Origin of the sequence: Shewanella sp. SM73, assembly GCF_025653795.1 — a bacterium.
Classification (GTDB): Bacteria; Pseudomonadota; Gammaproteobacteria; order Enterobacterales; family Shewanellaceae; genus Shewanella; species Shewanella oncorhynchi.
Genome location: NZ_JAKKRY010000009.1, coordinates 108,385 through 127,741, shown reverse-complemented (window position 1 = coordinate 127,741; position 19,357 = coordinate 108,385). Strand labels below are relative to the sequence as shown.

General features: G+C 46.3%; 15 protein-coding genes and 1 tRNA gene. 8 read left to right on the top strand and 8 right to left on the bottom strand.

The window, feature by feature from the left end:
* Positions 1–191 precede the first annotated feature (191 nt).
* Genes L5M51_RS14005 through gabT form a run of 3 tightly spaced genes read left to right on the top strand, consistent with a single transcriptional unit; the run spans position 192 to position 4,287 of the window.
* The gene (locus L5M51_RS14005) at positions 192–1,478 is read left to right on the top strand and encodes an NAD(P)/FAD-dependent oxidoreductase (RefSeq protein WP_212599957.1); all 1,287 of its coding nucleotides are present in this window, start codon (positions 192–194) and stop codon (positions 1,476–1,478) included.
* A gap of 50 nt (positions 1,479–1,528) precedes the next feature.
* Positions 1,529–2,977, top strand: a complete 1,449-nt coding sequence (gene gabD, locus L5M51_RS14000) for an NADP-dependent succinate-semialdehyde dehydrogenase (protein WP_263173325.1) — start codon at positions 1,529–1,531, stop codon at positions 2,975–2,977.
* A 32-nt stretch (positions 2,978–3,009) separates the two neighbouring features.
* A complete protein-coding gene (gene gabT, locus L5M51_RS13995) occupies positions 3,010–4,287 on the top strand; it encodes a 4-aminobutyrate--2-oxoglutarate transaminase (protein WP_263146007.1) in 1,278 nt (425 codons plus the stop codon).
* Positions 4,288–4,434: 147 nt separating this feature from the next.
* On the opposite strand, the gene L5M51_RS13990 is transcribed toward gabT, so the two are convergent.
* The gene (locus L5M51_RS13990) at positions 4,435–5,442 is read right to left on the bottom strand and encodes an LLM class flavin-dependent oxidoreductase (protein WP_263173324.1); all 1,008 of its coding nucleotides are present in this window, start codon (positions 5,440–5,442) and stop codon (positions 4,435–4,437) included.
* 540 nt (positions 5,443–5,982) lie between these two features.
* Positions 5,983–7,548 (bottom strand): peptide MFS transporter, encoded by a 1,566-nt coding sequence (locus L5M51_RS13985; RefSeq protein ID WP_263146012.1) that lies wholly within the window; start codon positions 7,546–7,548, stop codon positions 5,983–5,985.
* A 419-nt stretch (positions 7,549–7,967) separates the two neighbouring features.
* Here L5M51_RS13985 and mak point away from each other — a divergent pair, with 419 nt between their 5' ends.
* Entirely contained in the window at positions 7,968–8,864 is an 897-nt protein-coding gene (gene mak / locus L5M51_RS13980; protein ID WP_028760873.1) for a fructokinase, read from the top strand.
* Positions 8,865–9,094: 230 nt separating this feature from the next.
* Positions 9,095–11,215 (top strand): methyl-accepting chemotaxis protein, encoded by a 2,121-nt coding sequence (locus L5M51_RS13975; RefSeq protein WP_105249900.1) that lies wholly within the window; start codon positions 9,095–9,097, stop codon positions 11,213–11,215.
* Positions 11,216–11,457: 242 nt separating this feature from the next.
* On the opposite strand, the gene L5M51_RS13970 is transcribed toward L5M51_RS13975, so the two are convergent.
* The 5 genes from L5M51_RS13970 to rpsU all read right to left on the bottom strand — a co-directional run bounded on the left by L5M51_RS13970 (position 11,458) and on the right by rpsU (position 16,236).
* A tRNA-Ile gene (locus L5M51_RS13970) sits at positions 11,458–11,534 on the bottom strand.
* A gap of 254 nt (positions 11,535–11,788) precedes the next feature.
* Positions 11,789–13,627 carry an RNA polymerase sigma factor RpoD gene (gene rpoD, locus L5M51_RS13965; RefSeq protein ID WP_105249892.1) on the bottom strand — a complete coding sequence of 613 codons (1,839 nt, stop codon included), beginning with the start codon at positions 13,625–13,627 and terminating at the stop codon, positions 11,789–11,791.
* A gap of 135 nt (positions 13,628–13,762) precedes the next feature.
* Positions 13,763–15,487 (bottom strand): DNA primase, encoded by a 1,725-nt coding sequence (gene dnaG / locus L5M51_RS13960; RefSeq protein ID WP_105249891.1) that lies wholly within the window; start codon positions 15,485–15,487, stop codon positions 13,763–13,765.
* Positions 15,488–15,570: 83 nt separating this feature from the next.
* Positions 15,571–16,014 (bottom strand): GatB/YqeY domain-containing protein, encoded by a 444-nt coding sequence (locus tag L5M51_RS13955; RefSeq protein WP_028760869.1) that lies wholly within the window; start codon positions 16,012–16,014, stop codon positions 15,571–15,573.
* Positions 16,015–16,020: 6 nt separating this feature from the next.
* Positions 16,021–16,236 carry a 30S ribosomal protein S21 gene (rpsU, locus tag L5M51_RS13950; RefSeq protein ID WP_006080725.1) on the bottom strand — a complete coding sequence of 72 codons (216 nt, stop codon included), beginning with the start codon at positions 16,234–16,236 and terminating at the stop codon, positions 16,021–16,023.
* 215 nt (positions 16,237–16,451) lie between these two features.
* Between rpsU and tsaD the strand changes: the two genes are divergently transcribed.
* Positions 16,452–17,468, top strand: a complete 1,017-nt coding sequence (gene tsaD, locus L5M51_RS13945; protein WP_131523062.1) for a tRNA (adenosine(37)-N6)-threonylcarbamoyltransferase complex transferase subunit TsaD — start codon at positions 16,452–16,454, stop codon at positions 17,466–17,468.
* Positions 17,469–17,551: 83 nt separating this feature from the next.
* On the opposite strand, the gene plsY is transcribed toward tsaD, so the two are convergent.
* Positions 17,552–18,163, bottom strand: coding sequence for a glycerol-3-phosphate 1-O-acyltransferase PlsY (plsY, locus tag L5M51_RS13940; protein WP_028760867.1), 612 nt, complete (start codon positions 18,161–18,163; stop codon positions 17,552–17,554).
* Between the two features lie 268 nt (positions 18,164–18,431).
* On the opposite strand from plsY, the gene folB reads away from it, so the two are divergent.
* Positions 18,432–18,782 carry a dihydroneopterin aldolase gene (folB, locus tag L5M51_RS13935; protein WP_028760866.1) on the top strand — a complete coding sequence of 117 codons (351 nt, stop codon included), beginning with the start codon at positions 18,432–18,434 and terminating at the stop codon, positions 18,780–18,782.
* 68 nt (positions 18,783–18,850) lie between these two features.
* The gene (folK, locus tag L5M51_RS13930; protein WP_263173323.1) at positions 18,851–19,354 is read left to right on the top strand and encodes a 2-amino-4-hydroxy-6-hydroxymethyldihydropteridine diphosphokinase; all 504 of its coding nucleotides are present in this window, start codon (positions 18,851–18,853) and stop codon (positions 19,352–19,354) included.
* Positions 19,355–19,357 lie beyond the last annotated feature (3 nt).

Here is a 19,357-nt window from a genome sequence, read left to right as displayed (position 1 = left end):
GCTTTGCTTTGCAGGCTAGTCCTGTTACTCAAGATCACCAGAATTGAATCACTGAGCTAAAAATAATCTCGTGTTTGATATATCAAACAAAATGTAAATTATTGCGCTTTTCTGGCTAGTGTTTCGTTTTATGAAGGTGTAGGATGTGATGGCTGTTTAAAATAATGAACATTAGAATTCAAGGGAACAACATGTCTGCCATAGCTCACGCTGGATCATATTATGCGGCATCGGCCAACGATAAGGTTGAACGTCCGCGTCTACAGGAATCGATTGAAGCCGATGTTTGTGTGATTGGCGCAGGTTATACAGGCCTTTCTGCCGCGCTGCATTTATTAGAATCTGGCATGAGTGTGGTGGTATTAGAAGCTGCTCGCATTGGCTGGGGCGCCTCGGGCCGTAATGGCGGACAAATCGTTAATAGTTATAGCCGTGACATTGATACTATTGAAAAAACAGTCGGTAAAGAACAAGGTAAACTCTTTGGCCAAATGGCCTTTGAGGGCGGGCAAATCATCCGCGATCGTATTGCTAAGTATAATATTCAATGCGATCTAAAAGATGGCGGCGTGTTTGCCGCGATGAACGAAAAGCAAATGGGCCATTTACGCCATCAAAAACAACTGTGGGAAAGCCACGGCCATGTTAATCAGCTCGAACTTCTCGATGCTAAAGGTATTCGCGGTGTGGTAAATACTGAGCGTTATGTCGGTGGTCTACTGGATAAAAGCGGTGGCCATATTCACCCGCTTAATTTAGCCCTAGGCGAAGCGCGCGCGGTCGAATCCCTCGGCGGTAAGATTTATGAAGACTCAGCAGTGCTGAGTGTCGATGAGGGCGATAGCCCTGTTGTGCATACGGCGCAGGGCAGTGTGAAAGCCAAGTTTGTGGTGGTGGCGGGTAACGCCTATTTAGGTAAGTTAATGCCAGAGCTGCAGGCAAAATCTATGCCCTGCGGCACGCAAGTGATTACCACAGAGCCTTTGAGTGCCGATCTGGCTGCGAGCTTATTACCGCAGGATTACTGCGTCGAAGACTGTAACTATCTGCTCGATTATTTCCGTCTGTCTGGTGACAAGCGGATGATTTACGGTGGCGGCGTAGTGTATGGCGCCCGCGATCCGGCGGATATCAAATCGATCATTATTCCGAACATGCTCAAAACCTTCCCACAATTAAAGGATGTGAAGATCGATTATGCGTGGACAGGTAACTTCCTACTGACGCTATCGCGCCTGCCACAGGTCGGTCGTATCGGTAAGAACATCTATTATTCCCAGGGTTGCAGTGGCCACGGTGTCACTTATACCCATTTGGCGGGCAAGTTACTGGCCGAGATGCTCAACGGCCAAGCCACGCGCTTCGATGCCTTTGCTGCATTGCCACATTATCCTTTTCCCGGCGGTCACGCACTTCGCGTCCCTTTTAGTGCTATCGGAGCTTGGTATTACACGTTAAGAGACAAACTAGGTCTCTAACATCATCACTTTTAAGAAGCTAGGTAGCTTCACAATACGAGGAAATCCTTGTGCAATTAAATGATCCGAGTTTGCTACGTCAACAGTCTTTTATTAATGGTCAATGGTGTGATGCCGTTTCTGGTGACACGCTAAAGGTGGTTAATCCCGCAACCAATGCCCTGATTGGCTACGTTCCTAATATGGGACAAGTTGAAACTGAAATGGCGATTAAGTCGGCAGAAGCGGCTTTACCTGCATGGCGATCGCTCACAGCCAAAGAGCGCGGTGCTAAGTTAAGGCGTTGGTTTGAATTACTCAATGAAAACAGTGATGACTTAGCATTACTCATGACGACTGAGCAGGGTAAACCGCTGGCAGAAGCGAAAGGTGAAGTAACCTATGCCGCTTCGTTTATCGAGTGGTTTGCCGAAGAAGCGAAACGTATTTATGGCGATACCATTCCTGGGCATCAAGGGGATAAACGCTTGATGGTAATTAAGCAGCCTGTCGGTGTAACTGCTGCGATAACGCCGTGGAACTTTCCTGCCGCGATGATCACCCGTAAAGCCGCTCCAGCGTTAGCTGCGGGTTGCACTATGGTGGTAAAACCTGCGCACCAAACACCCTTTACCGCATTAGCGATGGCTGAACTTGCTAAGCGTGCCGGTATTCCTGCGGGCGTATTTAGTGTGTTAACGGGTGATGCGGTGCAGATTGGTAATGAAATGTGCAGCAACCCGATAGTGCGTAAGCTGTCTTTCACTGGCTCAACCAATATCGGTATTAAATTAATGGCGCAATGTGCGCCTACCTTAAAAAAACTGTCGCTAGAGCTTGGCGGCAATGCACCATTTATCGTATTTAACGATGCCAATATCGATGCCGCTGTCGAAGGCGCCATGATAGCTAAATATCGTAATGCCGGCCAAACCTGCGTCTGCGCTAACCGCATTTATGTGCAAGACGGTGTATACGACGAGTTTGCCTTAAAACTTAGCACTGCTGTTGGCAAGCTTAAGGTCGGAGAGGGCATCAACGAGGGCATCACTACGGGTCCGTTGATCAATGCTGCCGCGGTCGAGAAAGTACAAAGTCACCTTATCGATGCTATCGCTAAAGGCGCCTCTGTGATCGCGGGCGGCAAAGTTCATGATCTTGGCGGTAATTTCTTCGAGCCAACCGTGCTCACCAATGTCGATAAAAGCATGCTTGTTGCCCGCGAAGAAACCTTTGGTCCACTCGCGCCGCTGTTTAAATTCAGCGATGTCGACGATGTGATTAAACAAGCTAATGATACTGAATTTGGCCTCGCCGCCTATTTCTATGGTCGCGATATTTCATTGGTGTGGAAAGTCGCCGAAGCCTTGGAATATGGCATGGTTGGGGTCAACACTGGCTTGATTTCGACGGAAGTCGCACCTTTTGGCGGGATGAAATCTTCAGGGCTTGGCCGCGAAGGCTCTAAGTTCGGTATCGAAGAATATCTAGAAATCAAATACATCTGCATGTCCGTTTAATACGGCCCGATTTGGCGAGTGAGGAAGACTAAATGACAACAACCAATGATTCATTGATGGCACGTCGCCAAGCCGCAGTTGCGGGTGGTGTCGGGCAAATTCACCCTATTTTTACCGCCCGCGCCGAAAATGCGACTGTGTGGGATGTTGAAGGTCGCGAGTTTATCGATTTTGCGGGCGGCATTGCCGTGCTCAATACGGGTCACCTTCATCCTAAAGTGAAGGCGGCGGTTGCGGCTCAGCTGGATAATTTTTCCCATACCTGTTTTATGGTGCTCGGCTACGAGAGCTATATCCAAGTATGTGAAAAGCTCAATCAACTGGTTCCTGGGGATTTTGCCAAGAAGACGGCACTATTCACTAGTGGTTCAGAAGCGGTTGAAAACGCAGTTAAAGTGGCGCGTGCCTATACCAAACGTGCTGGCGTGATTGCGTTTACCTCGGGCTACCATGGTCGCACTATTGCGGCTTTGGCATTGACCGGAAAAGTCGCGCCTTACAGTAAAGGTATGGGGCTGATGTCGGCGAATGTGTTCCGCGCTGAGTTCCCGTGCGAAATGCATGGCGTGTCCGATGATGATGCTATGGCCTCCATTGAACGTATCTTTAAAAATGATGCCGAGCCGAGTGATATCGCCGCCATTATTTTAGAGCCAGTGCAGGGCGAGGGCGGTTTCTACGCTGCATCGCCCGCCTTTATGCAACGTTTACGCGCACTATGCGACCGTGAAGGCATTATGCTGATCGCCGATGAAGTGCAAACAGGCGCGGGCCGTACTGGCACTTTCTTCGCTATGGAGCAAATGGGGGTTGCTGCAGATATCACGACCTTTGCTAAATCTATTGCGGGTGGTTTTCCACTCTCGGGCATTACCGGCCGCGCCCAAGTCATGGATGCAGTGGGTCCCGGTGGTCTTGGCGGTACTTATGGTGGTAATCCGTTAGCGTGCGCCGCTGCGCTTGCTGTCATTGAAGTGTTTGAAGAAGAAAAGTTGCTAGAAAGGGCTAATGCCATTGGTGAGCGCATTAAGTCTGCCCTAAATGTGATGCAGGTCGAACATCCACAAATCGCCGATGTGCGTGGTTTAGGCGCTATGATCGCCATCGAATTGATGGAAGAGGGTAAACCTGCACCGCACTATTGCGCGCAAGTGTTGGCTGAAGCTCGTAACCGTGGATTGATTTTATTATCTTGCGGTACTTACGGTAATGTGCTGCGTATTTTGGTGCCATTAACGGCGCCGGATGCACAAATTGATGCAGGCCTTGGTATTCTTAACGCCAGCTTTAATGCCGTACTGAAAAGCTAATATCACTTTGATATAAAAACAGTTTTAGATAAAAGCTTTGCCCAATAAAAATCCCGCTTCGGCGGGATTTTTATTGGGGGCGATTGTTTTGGAATTGGCTGTTTTTACTGCCAGTGACTTTTAGTACCTATGACGGTTACTGAATCGCTACTTTTTAATCTCCATTAGGATCTGTAATGCTTTTTTGCGTTTATCAAGGTCATACAAGTCGTTGGTAAAAATAAACTCATTCACGCCGAGTTCTTTTACGATCATTTCCAAACGATGCTTAATCGTCGCTGGGCCACCAGTAACGGATAAACCTAAGAAATTATCGACATAGGTTTCTTCTTGCACACTCCATAAGCCATCCATAGTGTTAACCGGTGGCTTTAGCCATAACTCGTGACCACGGATAAGTGCCAGCACGCGCTGTTTTGAGGTCGTGCCCAAATATTGCGCCTCTTCATCTGTATCGGCGGCAACTAACGGTAAGCCAAGCATCACATACGGCTTATCAAGCACTTGAGAAGGTTTAAAGTCGCGGCGATAGATTTCAATCGCATCGTAGAGAAAACGTGGTGCAAAGTGGCCCGCAAACACATAGGGTAAACCGCGCTGCGCCGCTAACTGTGCGCTAAAGAGACTCGAGCCCAATAACCAAATTGGCACATTAGTGCCTTCTCCGGGAATCGCTCGCACCGCATGGCGACCATTGTAAGGGCCAAGTAGAGTTTGTAATTCACTGACTTCTTCGGGGAATTGTTCGGCGCGACTGGTATCACGGTTCAGTGCTCGACTGGTAATTTGATCGCTGCCGGGCGCGCGGCCCAGTCCTAAATCGATTCGACCAGGATATAAGCTTTCAAGGGTACCGAACTGTTCGGCGACCACTAAAGGCGCATGGTTTGGCAGCATAATCCCACCCGCGCCGACGCGAATACGCTGAGTATTGCCAGCAATATAGCCAATTAATACCGAGGTCGCCGCGCTAGCGATACCGGGCATATTATGGTGTTCGGCAAACCAAAAACGATTAAAGCCGAGTCTGTCGGCTTCCTTGGCATACTGCAAACTGCTGTGCAGCGTTTCACCCACGGTTAAGCCTTGGCGCATGGGCGCGAGTTCCAATAGCGAGAAGGGAATATCGGCCAATATTGATGTCTGTTGTGACATAGTGTCTCCAAGTGACTGCCGTTTTTGCTAGCAACAACAAGAGGCGCTAACTGTGTTAGGCGTATTGTTTGTTGCATTGCTAGCTAGGCTCATTGCTAAGAAAAAGCGTTAACGGCTCAGTCTTGATGAATAAAAGGTATTCAGTGTTATTGATATGGGGCTAAGTTCCGTGCTTCTCAAGCTTGAACGGCTAACTCTTTTCCCTTCGTTATTTCATTAGTCATGTCAATTTGAGTTTGTACTTGAGCAGCGCTATTAAACCGAGTGCGTCCGAGTTCATACTTTCTTTGTAACAAATCGAGACGGTGAAGTCATCCCTGTATGAGGGCCGATAATGTGGAACTGAAGTTCTTATTCTCAGCAACTCAGCGCTAAGCCAGTCACAGTGGGATTGCATGACTTTCGCTAAAGCTCATTTGGCTATGAGTAGCAATATAAGGGTATAAACGATGTTGAATGAAGTGATAAAAAAACTGCCGATAGCAGGGCTATCGGCAGTTAATGTTATGCAATAGATAAATCGCTATTGTCAGTCGAGCATTACTGCTCGGCTTTCACATCCCGTAGCGATGCTGCAGCACTTTCATTAATATCATGATCAGCCGCATTGCTATGTGAATGGTGAGTCTCAGTCAGGCGACGCATCAGAGGTAATACCGCAAGTGCGATAAAGGTACAGACCACAGCGGCTATACCTAGTTTATTAAACAGACTTGTGTATACGGGTAAGGTTTGCAGTGGGTCGACTAAATCCTTGGGTACACTGGCGAAGTTAGCAACCACACCGCCTAAATACTGGGAAATACCTGATGCGACGAAATAGGCACCCATCATAAAGCCGCCCATGCGTGCAGGTACGTAACGAGCAATCATGGCAAGTCCAAGACCACTCACCAGCAATTCCCCTAAAGAGTAAGAGGCATAGCCCCAGATCATGATCCATGAAGAGGTTTTACCATTGACGGCAAATTGGCCCGCAAAGCCATAGATAAAGAAGCCAATCGCCACAACGGCAAAACCGAGAGCAAATTTCGCCGCGATAGAAAAGTCTTTATCATTGCGTCCAGCCCACGAATAGCTCCATGCGAGTACTGGACTTAATACCATAATCCATAATGGATTTAATGCTTGGAACTGGGCAGGTGACCAAGTCCACAAGTGGGTACCAAAAACTTGAAAATCCCAATCCACGTTACGCAGGGCAAACAGCGCGAGTGACGTTGACATTTGTTGATAGAAAATAAAGAAGAACACAGTTTGCACGGTAAGGATCAGTGCTGCAATCAGTCCAGCTCTTTCACTGGTTTCGCTGGTGCGGATCAAGTGGAAGAAGATTGCCAATACGGCTACGCCTGCTGCATAAACGAAGACGCGCGCAACAGCTTCGTATTCAAGAATAATGGCTGAAGCGACAACCGACAATGCGGATAGACCCAATACAATCGCGAGGTTTTTCTTGTTCACTGGGCGAGTATCTGGCTCAGAACCGTAATGGACTAGACTCTTACGCATGAGTGCATAGTTACCTAACCCCACCAATATACCGACACAGCACACAGCAAAGGCCGCGTGCCAGCCAAATTCGTTGCCATATTGGGCGTTAACGTAATCTTTAATCCAAGGCGTGAGCAACATAGAGAAGGTCGAACCCACGTTTACCGCCATGTAATAGATGGTAAAAGCACTGTCGATTTTAGAATCGTCACCTTCATAGATTTTACGGACTAAGTTACCCGCATTCGGCTTGAATAGGCCGTTACCGACCACAATCACGCCGAGCGCTGAAAACATAAACCACGTATTTTCAGTGGGTACGGCCATTAGCGCATAACCCAGAGAGAGGATCCCCGCACCGAGCAGCATAGTGCGTTTGGTGCCGAGGATTTTATCCCCAACCCAGCCACCAATTGCCGGTGATACATAAATAAGTGCCGCACAGGCACTCCATACTAAGTTTGCACGTGAGTCATCAAAGCCAAGGCGCTGCACCATAAAGTACACAATCAGCGCTTGCATGCCGTAATAACCAAAGCGTTCCCATAATTCGATAAGAGACACAGTCATAAATGAATGTGTTTTACTTACCGGAGCAGTCCCAATAGTCATATCGCTTGCTTCCAACATTGTTGTTTTAATATTTGAGCTCAAAAGTATAAGGCGATAACCAATTCAAACCAATGGCAGACATAGGCAAAAACAGACTTTGTTACAAATGACCTTATCAATTTTAAGGTGGATTTAAGCGGGGACAGTTCTATCCAAGTTTTTCTGCTGCGGATAAATCAAGGAACATTCGCAGTACTATCGGATAAGCACATAATGGCATGTGCGGGTATGCGCTATGGTGTATTTAAATACATTGAGGTTGATTGCTGTTTGTCCAGCAGGCATAGTGCGCTTGTAAATTCTAATGTAGATAACTTTAAAACGAAAAGTTCTACTTAGCAGCGTCTCTACAGTTGCAGATATGCATCAGGTTGTTAATGCATCGCTTTGCGTTAAATATATTTAAACGGAGTATATGAATGTTACGAATTGGTATCGATCTTGGTGGCACAAAAATCGAGGTAGTCGCATTAGATAGCGATGGTAACGAAGTCTTTCGTAAACGCATCCCGACACCGAGAGAATATGTTGCGACAGTCAATGCTTTGGTTGCATTGGTAACTGAAGTCGAAGACAGCCTGCAGCAAACCGCCACTATCGGAATAGGTATTCCTGGGGTTGTTTCTCCTTTTACTGGCCTAGTAAAAAACGCTAATTCAACTTGGATCAATGGTCATCCACTCGATGTGGATCTGGGGACTCGATTAAATCGTAAAGTAAAAATTGCTAATGATGCGAACTGTTTTGCCGTATCAGAAGCGGTAGATGGCGCTGCCGCAGGAAAGTCAGTTGTATTTGGTGCCATTATTGGAACGGGATGTGGTGCTGGTATCGCAATTAAAGGCCAAGTACATGATGGTGGCAATGGTATTGGTGGTGAGTGGGGCCATAATCCTTTACCGTGGATGAAAGCCGATGAATTTAATACCACGACGTGTTTTTGTGGTAATAGAGACTGTATCGAAACGTTTATATCTGGAACAGGCTTTGTTCGCGACTTTCGCGCTGCGGGCGGTGTTGCTGACAGCGGTATTGAAATTGCCCAAATGATGCAAGCGGGAGATCCGCTGGCAACTCAAGCATTTAACCGCTTTATTGATCGTTTAGCCCGTTCATTGGCCCATGTGATCAATATGATGGATCCTGATGTTATCGTCCTTGGCGGCGGCGTGTCTAACATCGATGCTATTTATACCGAATTACCGAAAATTTTGCCGCTCTATGTGGTTGGCCGAGAGTGCCACACACCCGTTGTTAAAAATTATTATGGTGCTTCATCTGGGGTGCGTGGCGCCGCTTGGTTGTGGGGACGCTAATCCTAGACTCAATCAAGTATAGTGTTTGATATTAAAGGCTGAATTCATTTATTTGAATTTGGCCTTTTTTTGATTTAGTCATTCAAAAGTTTTACATTCCATTGACAACTCTTTATCTTAAGTGCTGGTAATTCTTACCCTAAGTGCTATTTTTAATGCTGTATAGAAAGTATAAAAATAAAGTAGATCAAAATAATTACGCTATTGTCGTTCTCTTGGGAGTTTACTAGATGAAGCATTTGTCCATCAGTACTAAGTTGTTGTGGATTACATCAGCATTATTTTTATCGATAGTGGCTATTTTATCTATCAGTTTATGGTGGACACTGTCGGCTCAAAACGCGCAATTATCGGATCAAGTTCAAAATACCCTACAAACTGAAACGCGGGATAAACTCGAAGCCCGCGCCGGTGAATATGGCGAAATGGTCGCTGGATTTATTAACGAAGCCTATCGTATTCCTTACTCTTTTGCCGGTATGGTGGAGAGTACGGCAGAAGAACTTCCCTTAAAGCGTGATCGTTTAGAACTCACTGTGGCGGCTGTGCTTAAGAAGAATGCGCAAGTTTCCTCCATGTATGCCCAGTTTGAACCTAATGGTTATGATGGGCTCGATACTGAGTTTCTGAATATTAATTCCAGCCACAGTGTAACGACATCAGGTGCCCTAGAGGTTTACTATACCCGTGATGACAATGGCACTGTTGCACATCAACAGGTTGAAGATTCGTCAGAAAAATACCTTACTAGCCTAAATGAATTTGGGATCCGTGATGCAGAATGGTATTTATGCGGTAAAGAAACCTTAAAGCCCTGTCTAATGGAGCCGTATTTATACGAAATTACTCCCGGTAACAAAGCATTAATGACCTCGCTAACTGTTCCTGTGCTTAAGCGTAAACAGTTTATCGGTGTGGTCGGTGTTGATTTAAACTTACCAGTCTTTCAAACCCTTATCGATAAGTTATCTAAGAGCCTCTACGATGGGCAAGCGAAAGTAACTTTATTGAGTACCCGCGGTTTAGTGGTTGCAGCAAGTCATTACAGTAAAAAGGCTCGTCCTTTGGCTGAGTCTATAAATCCAGCAATTGCCTCACAAATCATCTCGTTACACAAGAACTCGGGTTACATGGTTAACGATGATGAAATTATTGTTGCCTACCCAATTAAGATCCCTTTAGCGAATGCCGAGTGGTCCTTAGTGATCCAAGTGCCGACTGCGCAGGCGTACAAGAGTTCGATTGTGTTAAATAATGACATGGATGAAATGGCAACTTCCTTGGGAAGTTTGTTGCTCATGGTCGGTGTTGTCGTGTCGATTGCTGCTGTGATTACGATTAGCCTAGTGATCCGTAGCATTATTTCACCCTTAAAGATGATCCAAGGCCGTGTAGAACACTTGGCAAGCGCTGATGGCGATTTAACGCAATCGATAGAAGTGGACTCCCATGCAGAGTTGATTGCGTTAGCAAAAGGTTTCAACTCCTTTATTTATAAACTGAAAAACCTGATTGCCGAGCTGAAAACCCTCGCGAGTCGTTCTCAGGAAGAAAGCCAAGCTTCAGCGAAAATTGCCCAGCTCACTCGTGATAGTGTCAATCGTCAATATGGTGAAATTGAGAGTGTGGTAACGGCCGTAAACCAAATGAGTGCCACGGCACTTGAGGTTGCTAAGGCGTCTGAGCAAACCGCTGCAGAAACAGAAGCTATGTCACGCAACATTCGTCACAGTGAAGAAAGTCTGACTAAGGCGATGGGCTTTGTGGCGACTATGTCTAAAGAGTCAATGGAAGCTAAGCTGGCCGTGAGTAAAGTCGCAGACAGTAGTATGAATATTAGTCGTATTCTTGAGGTGATCAGTTCCATTGCCGCACAAACAAACCTGCTGGCATTAAATGCGGCGATTGAGGCGGCGAGGGCGGGTGAACAAGGACGGGGTTTTGCTGTGGTGGCTGACGAAGTCCGTGCGCTGGCATCTAAGACTCAAAGCTCGACGAATGATATTAGTACTCTTATCGATGCACTGCAAAAAGAAGTTCAAAGTGCTTCTGGCATCATAGATAAAGGCGCTGAACGGGCACAAATGGCCGTATCTCAAACTGAGCAAGCGCTGAACTCATTGAACTCTATGGTGAGTCAGATTGAAGAAATTTCGGGCCAAGTGACCCATATCGCGGCAGCGGCAGAAGAGCAGAGCGCGGTGACTGAAGAGGTTAATCGCAATATTACAGGCATTTCTGATTCGGCTTCTGAACTTGCACGTCTTGCGGGTGAAGCACAGCAAAGCAGTGTAGTTTTAGCAAACTTAGTGAAGCAGCAACATGAGCAGTTAGGCAAGTTAAAAACCTAGCACCAGAGGTTTGTTGAATTAGTTCATTGATTTTAAATAGGCTCTTTGATTGTGTTGCTGCTTAACACTTATCAAAGAGCCTATTTTTATGGATATTTAAATAGCATCGAATAGGCTAAAAATTTAAAACAGTTCAGCGAGGGGAATGTGTAAATACACGGATATTGTGTGATAACTAGCGGAGATCAGTTTTTAGATACAAAAAAGCCCATTGGATCAATGGGCTTTTTCGTTGAATCGGGTGGTGGCCCCTCACGGACTTGAACCGTGGACCTAACGATTATGAGTCGTGTGCTCTAACCAACTGAGCTAAGGGGCCGACTTAAGGTAATCGTCATTACCTGAAGCGGGAGGAAGTATACTAAGCTTACTTACGCTTGTCACCCGTGTTTTGGCTGGAAATTCACGCAACTGATTCAATTGGTTATCTGTTAATCAACTTAAATGCTATCGTCGCCTAAATTTAAGGCTTCGATGCTGTGCTGATGTCAATATTAGCGTGGGAAAGACAATAAAAAGCCCTGCATGGGCAGGGCTTTAATCCATCTTAGCTGACTTTAGGCTTGTAACAGCCTATTCATCTAGGAACGATTTTAAGATTTCTGAGCGTGAAGGGTGACGCAGTTTGCGCAGTGCCTTAGCTTCAATTTGACGAATACGTTCACGGGTCACGTCGAACTGTTTACCCACTTCTTCAAGAGTGTGGTCAGTGTTCATATCGATACCAAAACGCATACGCAGCACTTTCGCTTCACGGGCGGTTAAACCTGCTAACACTTCGTGGGTGGCGTTTTTCAAGCTTTCGCTGGTCGCTGAATCCAGTGGTAATTCGAGGGTAGTATCCTCGATAAAATCACCTAAATGCGAATCTTCATCGTCACCGATTGGGGTTTCCATGGAGATAGGTTCTTTAGCTATTTTCAGTACCTTACGGATCTTATCTTCCGGCATCATCATACGCTCAGCCAGTTCTTCAGGTGAAGGCTCGCGGCCCATTTCCTGTAGCATTTGGCGAGAGATACGGTTCAGCTTGTTGATGGTTTCGATCATGTGTACTGGAATTCGAATAGTACGAGCTTGGTCGGCGATAGAACGGGTAATCGCCTGACGGATCCACCAAGTTGCATAGGTCGAAAATTTGTAACCACGACGGTATTCGAATTTATCCACGGCTTTCATTAAGCCAATGTTACCTTCTTGGATTAAGTCCAAGAATTGCAGACCACGGTTGGTGTATTTCTTCGCGATAGAAATTACCAGACGTAAGTTTGCTTCAACCATTTCTTTCTTCGCACGGCGTGCTTTGGCTTCACCGATTGACATACGACGGTTGATGTCTTTTATGGCAGAAATTGCTAAGCCGGTTTCTTCTTCAACTGCTGCAAGCTTGGTACGACAACGAATGACGTCATCTTCAACCATTCTTAGGCCTTCGGCATAAGGTTTCGTTGAGGCTTTCTCAGTGTTGAACCAATCGAGGTTGGTTTCGTTGCCAGTGAAGAATTTGACGAAGTTTTTCTTCGGCATTTTGGCTTGTTCAACGCACAGTTTTAATACTAAACGTTCTTGAACACGTACGCGGTCCATCATAGTGCGCATGCTTTTGACTAAACGGTCAAACTGCTTAGGCACTAAGCGGAATTCTTTGAAAATTTCGCCGATTTCGAAGAGGGCTTTTACCGATTCAGGGTGTTCACGACCCTTAGCTTCGATAATTTTCAGTGCGCTTTCGTAAGCGGCTCTAAGTTGACCGAATCTTTCACGAGCTTCTTCAGGATCAGGCCCTTTGTTGCCTTCTTCTTCATCTTCGCTGTCATCGTCATCCTCTTCGTCATCTTCATCGTCCAGCTCTTCTTCAGATAATTCTGAGCCGATGTGAGTGGCGGTCGGGGCTACGTCATCTTCGTCCGGGTTTACAAATCCAGAGATAATATCAGATAAGCGCAGTTCGTCGGCTTCAAATTGGTCGAATTGCTCAAGGATCATAGCGATCGCTTGTGGATATTCGGCGACTGAACTTTGAACTGTGTTGATGCCTTCTTCGATGCGTTTGGCGATAACAATTTCGCCTTCGCGGGTCAGAAGCTCAACGGTACCCATTTCACGCATGTACATGCGTACGGGATCGGTTGTGCGGCCAAGTTCGCTTTCTACTGTTGCCAGTGCTGCGGCGGCTTCTTCTGCTGCATCTTCGTCTGTGTTGTCTTCCGACATCATCATGTCATCGGCATCGGGGGCTTCTTCGAACACCCGGATACCCATGTCATTTATCATCTGGATAATATCTTCGATCTGGTCAGAATCGACCATGTCTGCAGGTAAGTGATCGTTCACTTCTGCATAGGTTAAGTAACCTTGCTCTTTACCTTTGGCAAGCAACAGCTTAAGTTGCGACTGCGGAGTATGATCCATAGATATCATCCAAGTTGGGAAACTGTTACAACGACGGACACTTAGCATAAGCCAAGTGCCGCGCAAATCGTCAATTATAGCCGTGTGCACATATCTGTGCTAGTCACTGGGGTAGCGAATGAGGACATTTTTGCCTCAGTTTAACCCTTTCATGACTGAGATCAGCTTCGAGAGCTGCATCTTCTCTTCTTTTGTATGAGTCTGTTTTAGACTCAATTCCTGATATCGTTGTTCAATATATTGATTGTTCAACCAAACCAGGGTTTGTTTAAACTTTTCGAGCAAGTTTTCATCCGCCACTTGATGGTCCCATTGGGCCAATTTATGGAGAGTGCCGCTGTAAGGGTGCTCTCGGAATTGTTCAAGTAGTTGTGCGCTGTTTAACGTTTGCTCTCGAGTCATCTCCAATAACAGTGGCAGCAATTCTATGCCTGGCATCTGCAAGTGGGCGAGTGCGGGTTGTGGGGGTAAACCCATACCCAGTTTAGGATGTTGTACTAGCAGTGCGATGGCGAGTCGCAATGGTGTACCGCGTCCTTTTAATCCTTTACTTGCCATTGGTTTAGCTTGTTTTACGCTAAAGCCTAGCTTCTTTTTCATATCTTCAGAGCTGTTCATTCCTAACTTGTGAGCTAAGTTCTCAAGTAGTAAATTTTGCAGCACAGTGTCTTGAATTTTTTCAATTAAGATAAAAGCTTGTTTCGCTAAGTTGCCTTTATCTGTACCGTATTTTGTCGCTAACGTGTCAAATAGAAACTCGGGTAGTGCAATGGCAGAGTCCATTAAGGTTTCAAATGCATCTTTACCAATTTTACGAACCATAGAATCAGGATCTTCGGCCTGAGGCAGGAACATAAATCGCACTTGATCGCCCGGCTTTAATAATGGCAATGCTGTTTCTAAGGCGCGCCATGCCGCTTCAGTACCCGCTCTGTCACCGTCGTAACAGCAAATCACTTCTTTAGCGCTGCGCAGCAAAAGCTGAAATTGCTCAGCTGTGGTCGAGGTGCCTAATGAAGCGACAGCATAATCTACGCCAAATTGCGCCAATGCCACCACATCCATATAGCCTTCAACGATCAGTACTTTGTCTGGATCGCGATAGCGCTGCTTTAGTTCGTAGAGACCATAAAGCTCATTGCCCTTATGAAATATGGGCGTTTCTGGAGAATTCAAGTATTTGGGTGTGCCATCACCTAAAACTCTGCCACCAAAACCAATGACTCGTCCGCGCCTGTCGCGGATAGGAAACATGAGGCGGTCACGAAATCTGTCGTAACGTTTCCCACTGTCGTTGCTAATTAACATACCTGCAGTCAGTAACTTATCCTGTGCATCTTGATTCTGACGATAGCGGCCCAATAAGCCATCCCAACCGTCTGGCGCAAAGCCAATACCAAAATGTTCTACTACATCATCGGATAAACCGCGATAGGCAAGATAATCGATAACTTTTTGCTTATCTTGGTGTTGTCTAAGTTGGTTTTGAAAGTAAAGGCTCGCTTCTTCCATGAGTTGATATAAGTCACGACTTAAACCGTCATCATGTCGCTTGCCTGTGCCTTGTTCTCTGGGAACCTCTAATCCAAGCTGGCCCGCCAAATCTTCAATGGCATCAATAAAATCGAGTCGGTCATACTCCATCACAAAATCGATGGCGTTGCCGTGAGCACCGCAGCCAAAGCAATGATAGAACTGTTTATCACGGCTGACGGTAAACGAAGGTGATTTTTCGCTATGAAAAGGACAACAGGCCGAGTAGTTCTTACCCGCCTTTTTCAAGGGCACTTTACGATCGATAAGTTCGACTATGTCAGTGCGAGCGATTAGCTCATTGATAAAATCACGAGGTATTGCCATTGAGTGCTTAAAATCCCGCCTTGCGCGAATTTAAACAAACAAGCCGCGCATAGGCACGGCTTGTTCATACAGTGAAACGCTAATTATTGCAATTTAGCACGGATCATAGCGCCGATAGCGCCCATGTCTGCACGTCCTTGCACTTTAGATTTCAATGCTCCCATTACTTTGCCCATATCCGCCATGGCGGATGCACCTACTTCTACAATAGTTGCATCGATGAGCGCCGCGATTTCCGCCTCTGTAAGAGGGGTAGGCAGGAAAGCTTCAATAACTTGAATCTCTGCTGCTTCCACGTCGGCCAACTCGTTACGACCCGCTGCTTCAAATTGAGCAATCGAGTCACGACGTTGTTTCACCATTTTGGTTAAGACCGCTATAACCTGTTCATCAGTCAGAGATTCGCGGGTATCCACTTCAATCTGTTTGATGGCGGCTAATGCCATACGAATAGTGCTCAAGCGCGCCTTCTCTTTGGCGATCATGGCCTGTTTCATATGGTCTTTTAGCTGATCAATTAGGCTCATATGAGATTAATATAAACGTACGCGACGTGCGTTTTCGCGAGAAAGCTTCTTAGCTAAACGTTTAACTGCAGCTGCTTTTGCGCGCTTACGTGCAGTAGTTGGCTTCTCGTAGAATTCACGAGCACGCACGTCGGCTAAAATACCAGCTTTTTCACAAGAGCGCTTGAAACGACGCAGAGCTACGTCGAATGGTTCGTTTTCACGTACTTTAATAATTGGCATACGCCATCACCCCTTAGGTGTAGGTTGTTCTGGTTCAATTGCTCGAACCAAGTCTATTTAAAATGGTGCGGAATTTTATACCGAGACACCTAGGCTTGTAAAGCCCTAAAACTGAGCTCAGTCCTATAGTGGGCTCAATATGGCCTGCGCGACTGGAGTAATCGAGCGCTTGCAGGTAGAATTGGCGCCCTTTAGTTAGCAATTGATGAGACACCATGCGGGTTTTAGGTATTGAAACATCCTGTGACGAGACAGGTATCGCCGTCTATGACGATGAACTGGGCTTATTATCTCATACTTTATACAGTCAGGTTAAGCTGCATGCTGACTATGGTGGTGTGGTGCCTGAGTTGGCGTCACGTGACCATGTGCGCAAAATTGTGCCGCTTATTCGTCAAGCGCTGAAAGATGCGAATACTGAAATTGCTGATCTCGATGGGATTGCCTATACCAAGGGCCCAGGTTTGATTGGTGCTTTGCTTGTTGGCGCCTGTGTGGGGCGGTCACTGGCGTTTGCTTGGGACAAGCCTGCTATTGGTGTGCATCATATGGAAGGACATCTACTGGCGCCAATGCTTGAAGATGACGCGCCCGAGTTCCCCTTTGTGGCCTTATTGGTCTCTGGTGGCCATTCTATGTTGGTTAAAGTCGATGGAATTGGGCGCTATGAAGTATTAGGCGAGTCTGTTGATGATGCTGCGGGTGAAGCGTTTGATAAAACAGCTAAGTTAATGGGGCTGGATTATCCCGGCGGTCCGCGTTTAGCAAAGCTTGCTGCTAAAGGTTTACCTGCAGGGTATAAGTTTCCGCGGCCTATGACCGATAGACCTGGACTCGATTTTAGCTTTTCGGGTCTAAAAACCTTTACCGCTAATACCATTGCTGCCGAACCTGACGATGAACAGACTCGTGCCAATATTGCGCGTGCTTTTGAAGAAGCTGTGGTTGATACGCTAGCGATTAAATGTCGCCGTGCACTGAAGCAAACAGGCTATAACCGCTTAGTGATCGCCGGTGGCGTGAGTGCTAATACGCGCTTAAGAGAAACCTTGGCTGAAATGATGAGCTCGCTTGGTGGGCAAGTATTTTATCCCCGTGGTGAGTTTTGTACCGATAACGGCGCCATGATTGCCTTTGCAGGATTGCAGCGTTTAAAGGCGGGGCAGCACGAAGATTTGGCGGTAAAAGGTCAGCCAAGATGGCCGTTAGATACCTTGCCACCTGTGGCATAAAACGCCTTTGATGTTGATAGTTTATGTTGAGACAAAAAAACTGCGCTTATAGCGCAGTTTTTTATTGGGATAATGTTGTCACATTAAGATTTTTTAGGCGTTTTTTTACGTGAAACTTTTGACTCTTCACCTTTAAGTAACCGTTGGATATTGTCTTTATGACGAATAATGATAAGCGTCGATAGCATGGCAACGGGAATGGTAAATCTGTCGTCTAACCACCAAGTATAAAGTGGTGCAAGTAAGGCCGTCAGAATGGCAGCAAGGGACGAGTAGCGGCTAATTAAGAGGAGGACAATCCAAGATGCCATTAAGCAAATGGCTAAATCATCGCCAATGGGAGCCATAGCACCAAAAGCTGTTGCGACACCTTTCCCCCCCTTAAATCCAAAAAATACGGGATAAATATGCCCAAGGCAGGCGGCGATAGCGATAAGTCCGAGTGAGACTGCATCTATGCCCATCAGATAGGCTAAATAAGATGGCAGGGCGCCTTTGAGCATGTCGAAAAACAACACCATGGCAGCCGAACTCGCGCCGCCAATTCGCAGTACATTGGTAGCTCCCGGATTACCTGAACCCTGTAATCTTGGATCGGGTAAACCCCTCATTCTACAAACCAGCACAGCACTCGAGATTGAACCAGCCAAATAGGCGGCCAAAATCATCAAAAGTGTCAGTGTTAATGGACTCACATTGGTTTCCTTACGCGTCTTAAGGTATTATCGCGCAACAATTTAAAAAGCTGACTCAGTTGCCAATCCCGCTATAGGTTTGTGGAATAACTCGCCCATTTGAGGTTGAGATATTTTCTGAATGAGCAAATCCTTTTAGGGCGTTATCCTACTGTGGATTGGCTCGAGTAGAAAGCAAATTAGTTATCTGTCAGAAGATTGCGGATTATACAGCTAGGATCGCTTTTAGCTTATCAGACCTCATAGTAGTAAGTTAGTTGGAGAAAGCATGGATAAAGTACTTATACGGCAATTACGCGTCGATACTGTGATTGGTGTCTATGAGTGGGAAAAGACAATCCATCAGAGTCTGTTGCTAGATTTAGATATGGCGTGGGATAACAAACTTGCCGCTGCGACAGACGATTATCAATATGCACTTTGCTATGAGACAGTTTCCAATCGATTAACAGAACTTATTACTGAACATCCAATCGAGTTAATCGAAACGGTTGCCGAGCGCGTAGCGGATTGCTTACTTCAAGAATTTAACGTGACTTGGGTGAAAGTTGTCGTGATGAAGCCGGGGGCGGTAGCCACTGCCGCTTCTGTTGGCGTTGAGATAGAGCGTTCACGTTAGATAAGAGTTTGATCAACTCGACTGTTGATTAAGAAATCATGTTTATCTTCAGATAAATTGGACATTGCATGGCACGTATTTATATCAGTCTAGGTAGCAATATCGAGCCTGAACAGCATTTGCAAGCGGGATTAATATCGCTGCGAGCGTGTTTTGGGCCGCTGCGCCTCTCTTCTATGTATGAAAGTGAAGCGGTAGGTTTTAGTGGCACTAACTTTCTGAATATGGTTGCTAGTGCTGAAACTGACTTTAATATTGCTGCGGTAGTTGCGCAGTTTAAGCAAATCGAGCAGAATCACGGCCGGCTTGTCGGGGCGAAGAAATTTAGCCCAAGAACTTTAGATTTAGACCTGCTGCTTTATGACCATGTGGTATGTGAAACGCCCGTTACGCTCCCCCGTGCAGAGATAGTTAATAATGCCTTTGTGTTATGGCCATTAGCCGAGTTAGCGCCGGAATTAATTCATCCCTTGGTTGATAAAAGCTATGCCAGTTTGTGGCAAGAGTATGATAAAGAGTCGCAGCGGCTTTGGCCTGTGATGTTTGAATGGCCCCAAGGGCTGACGTTTTAATTT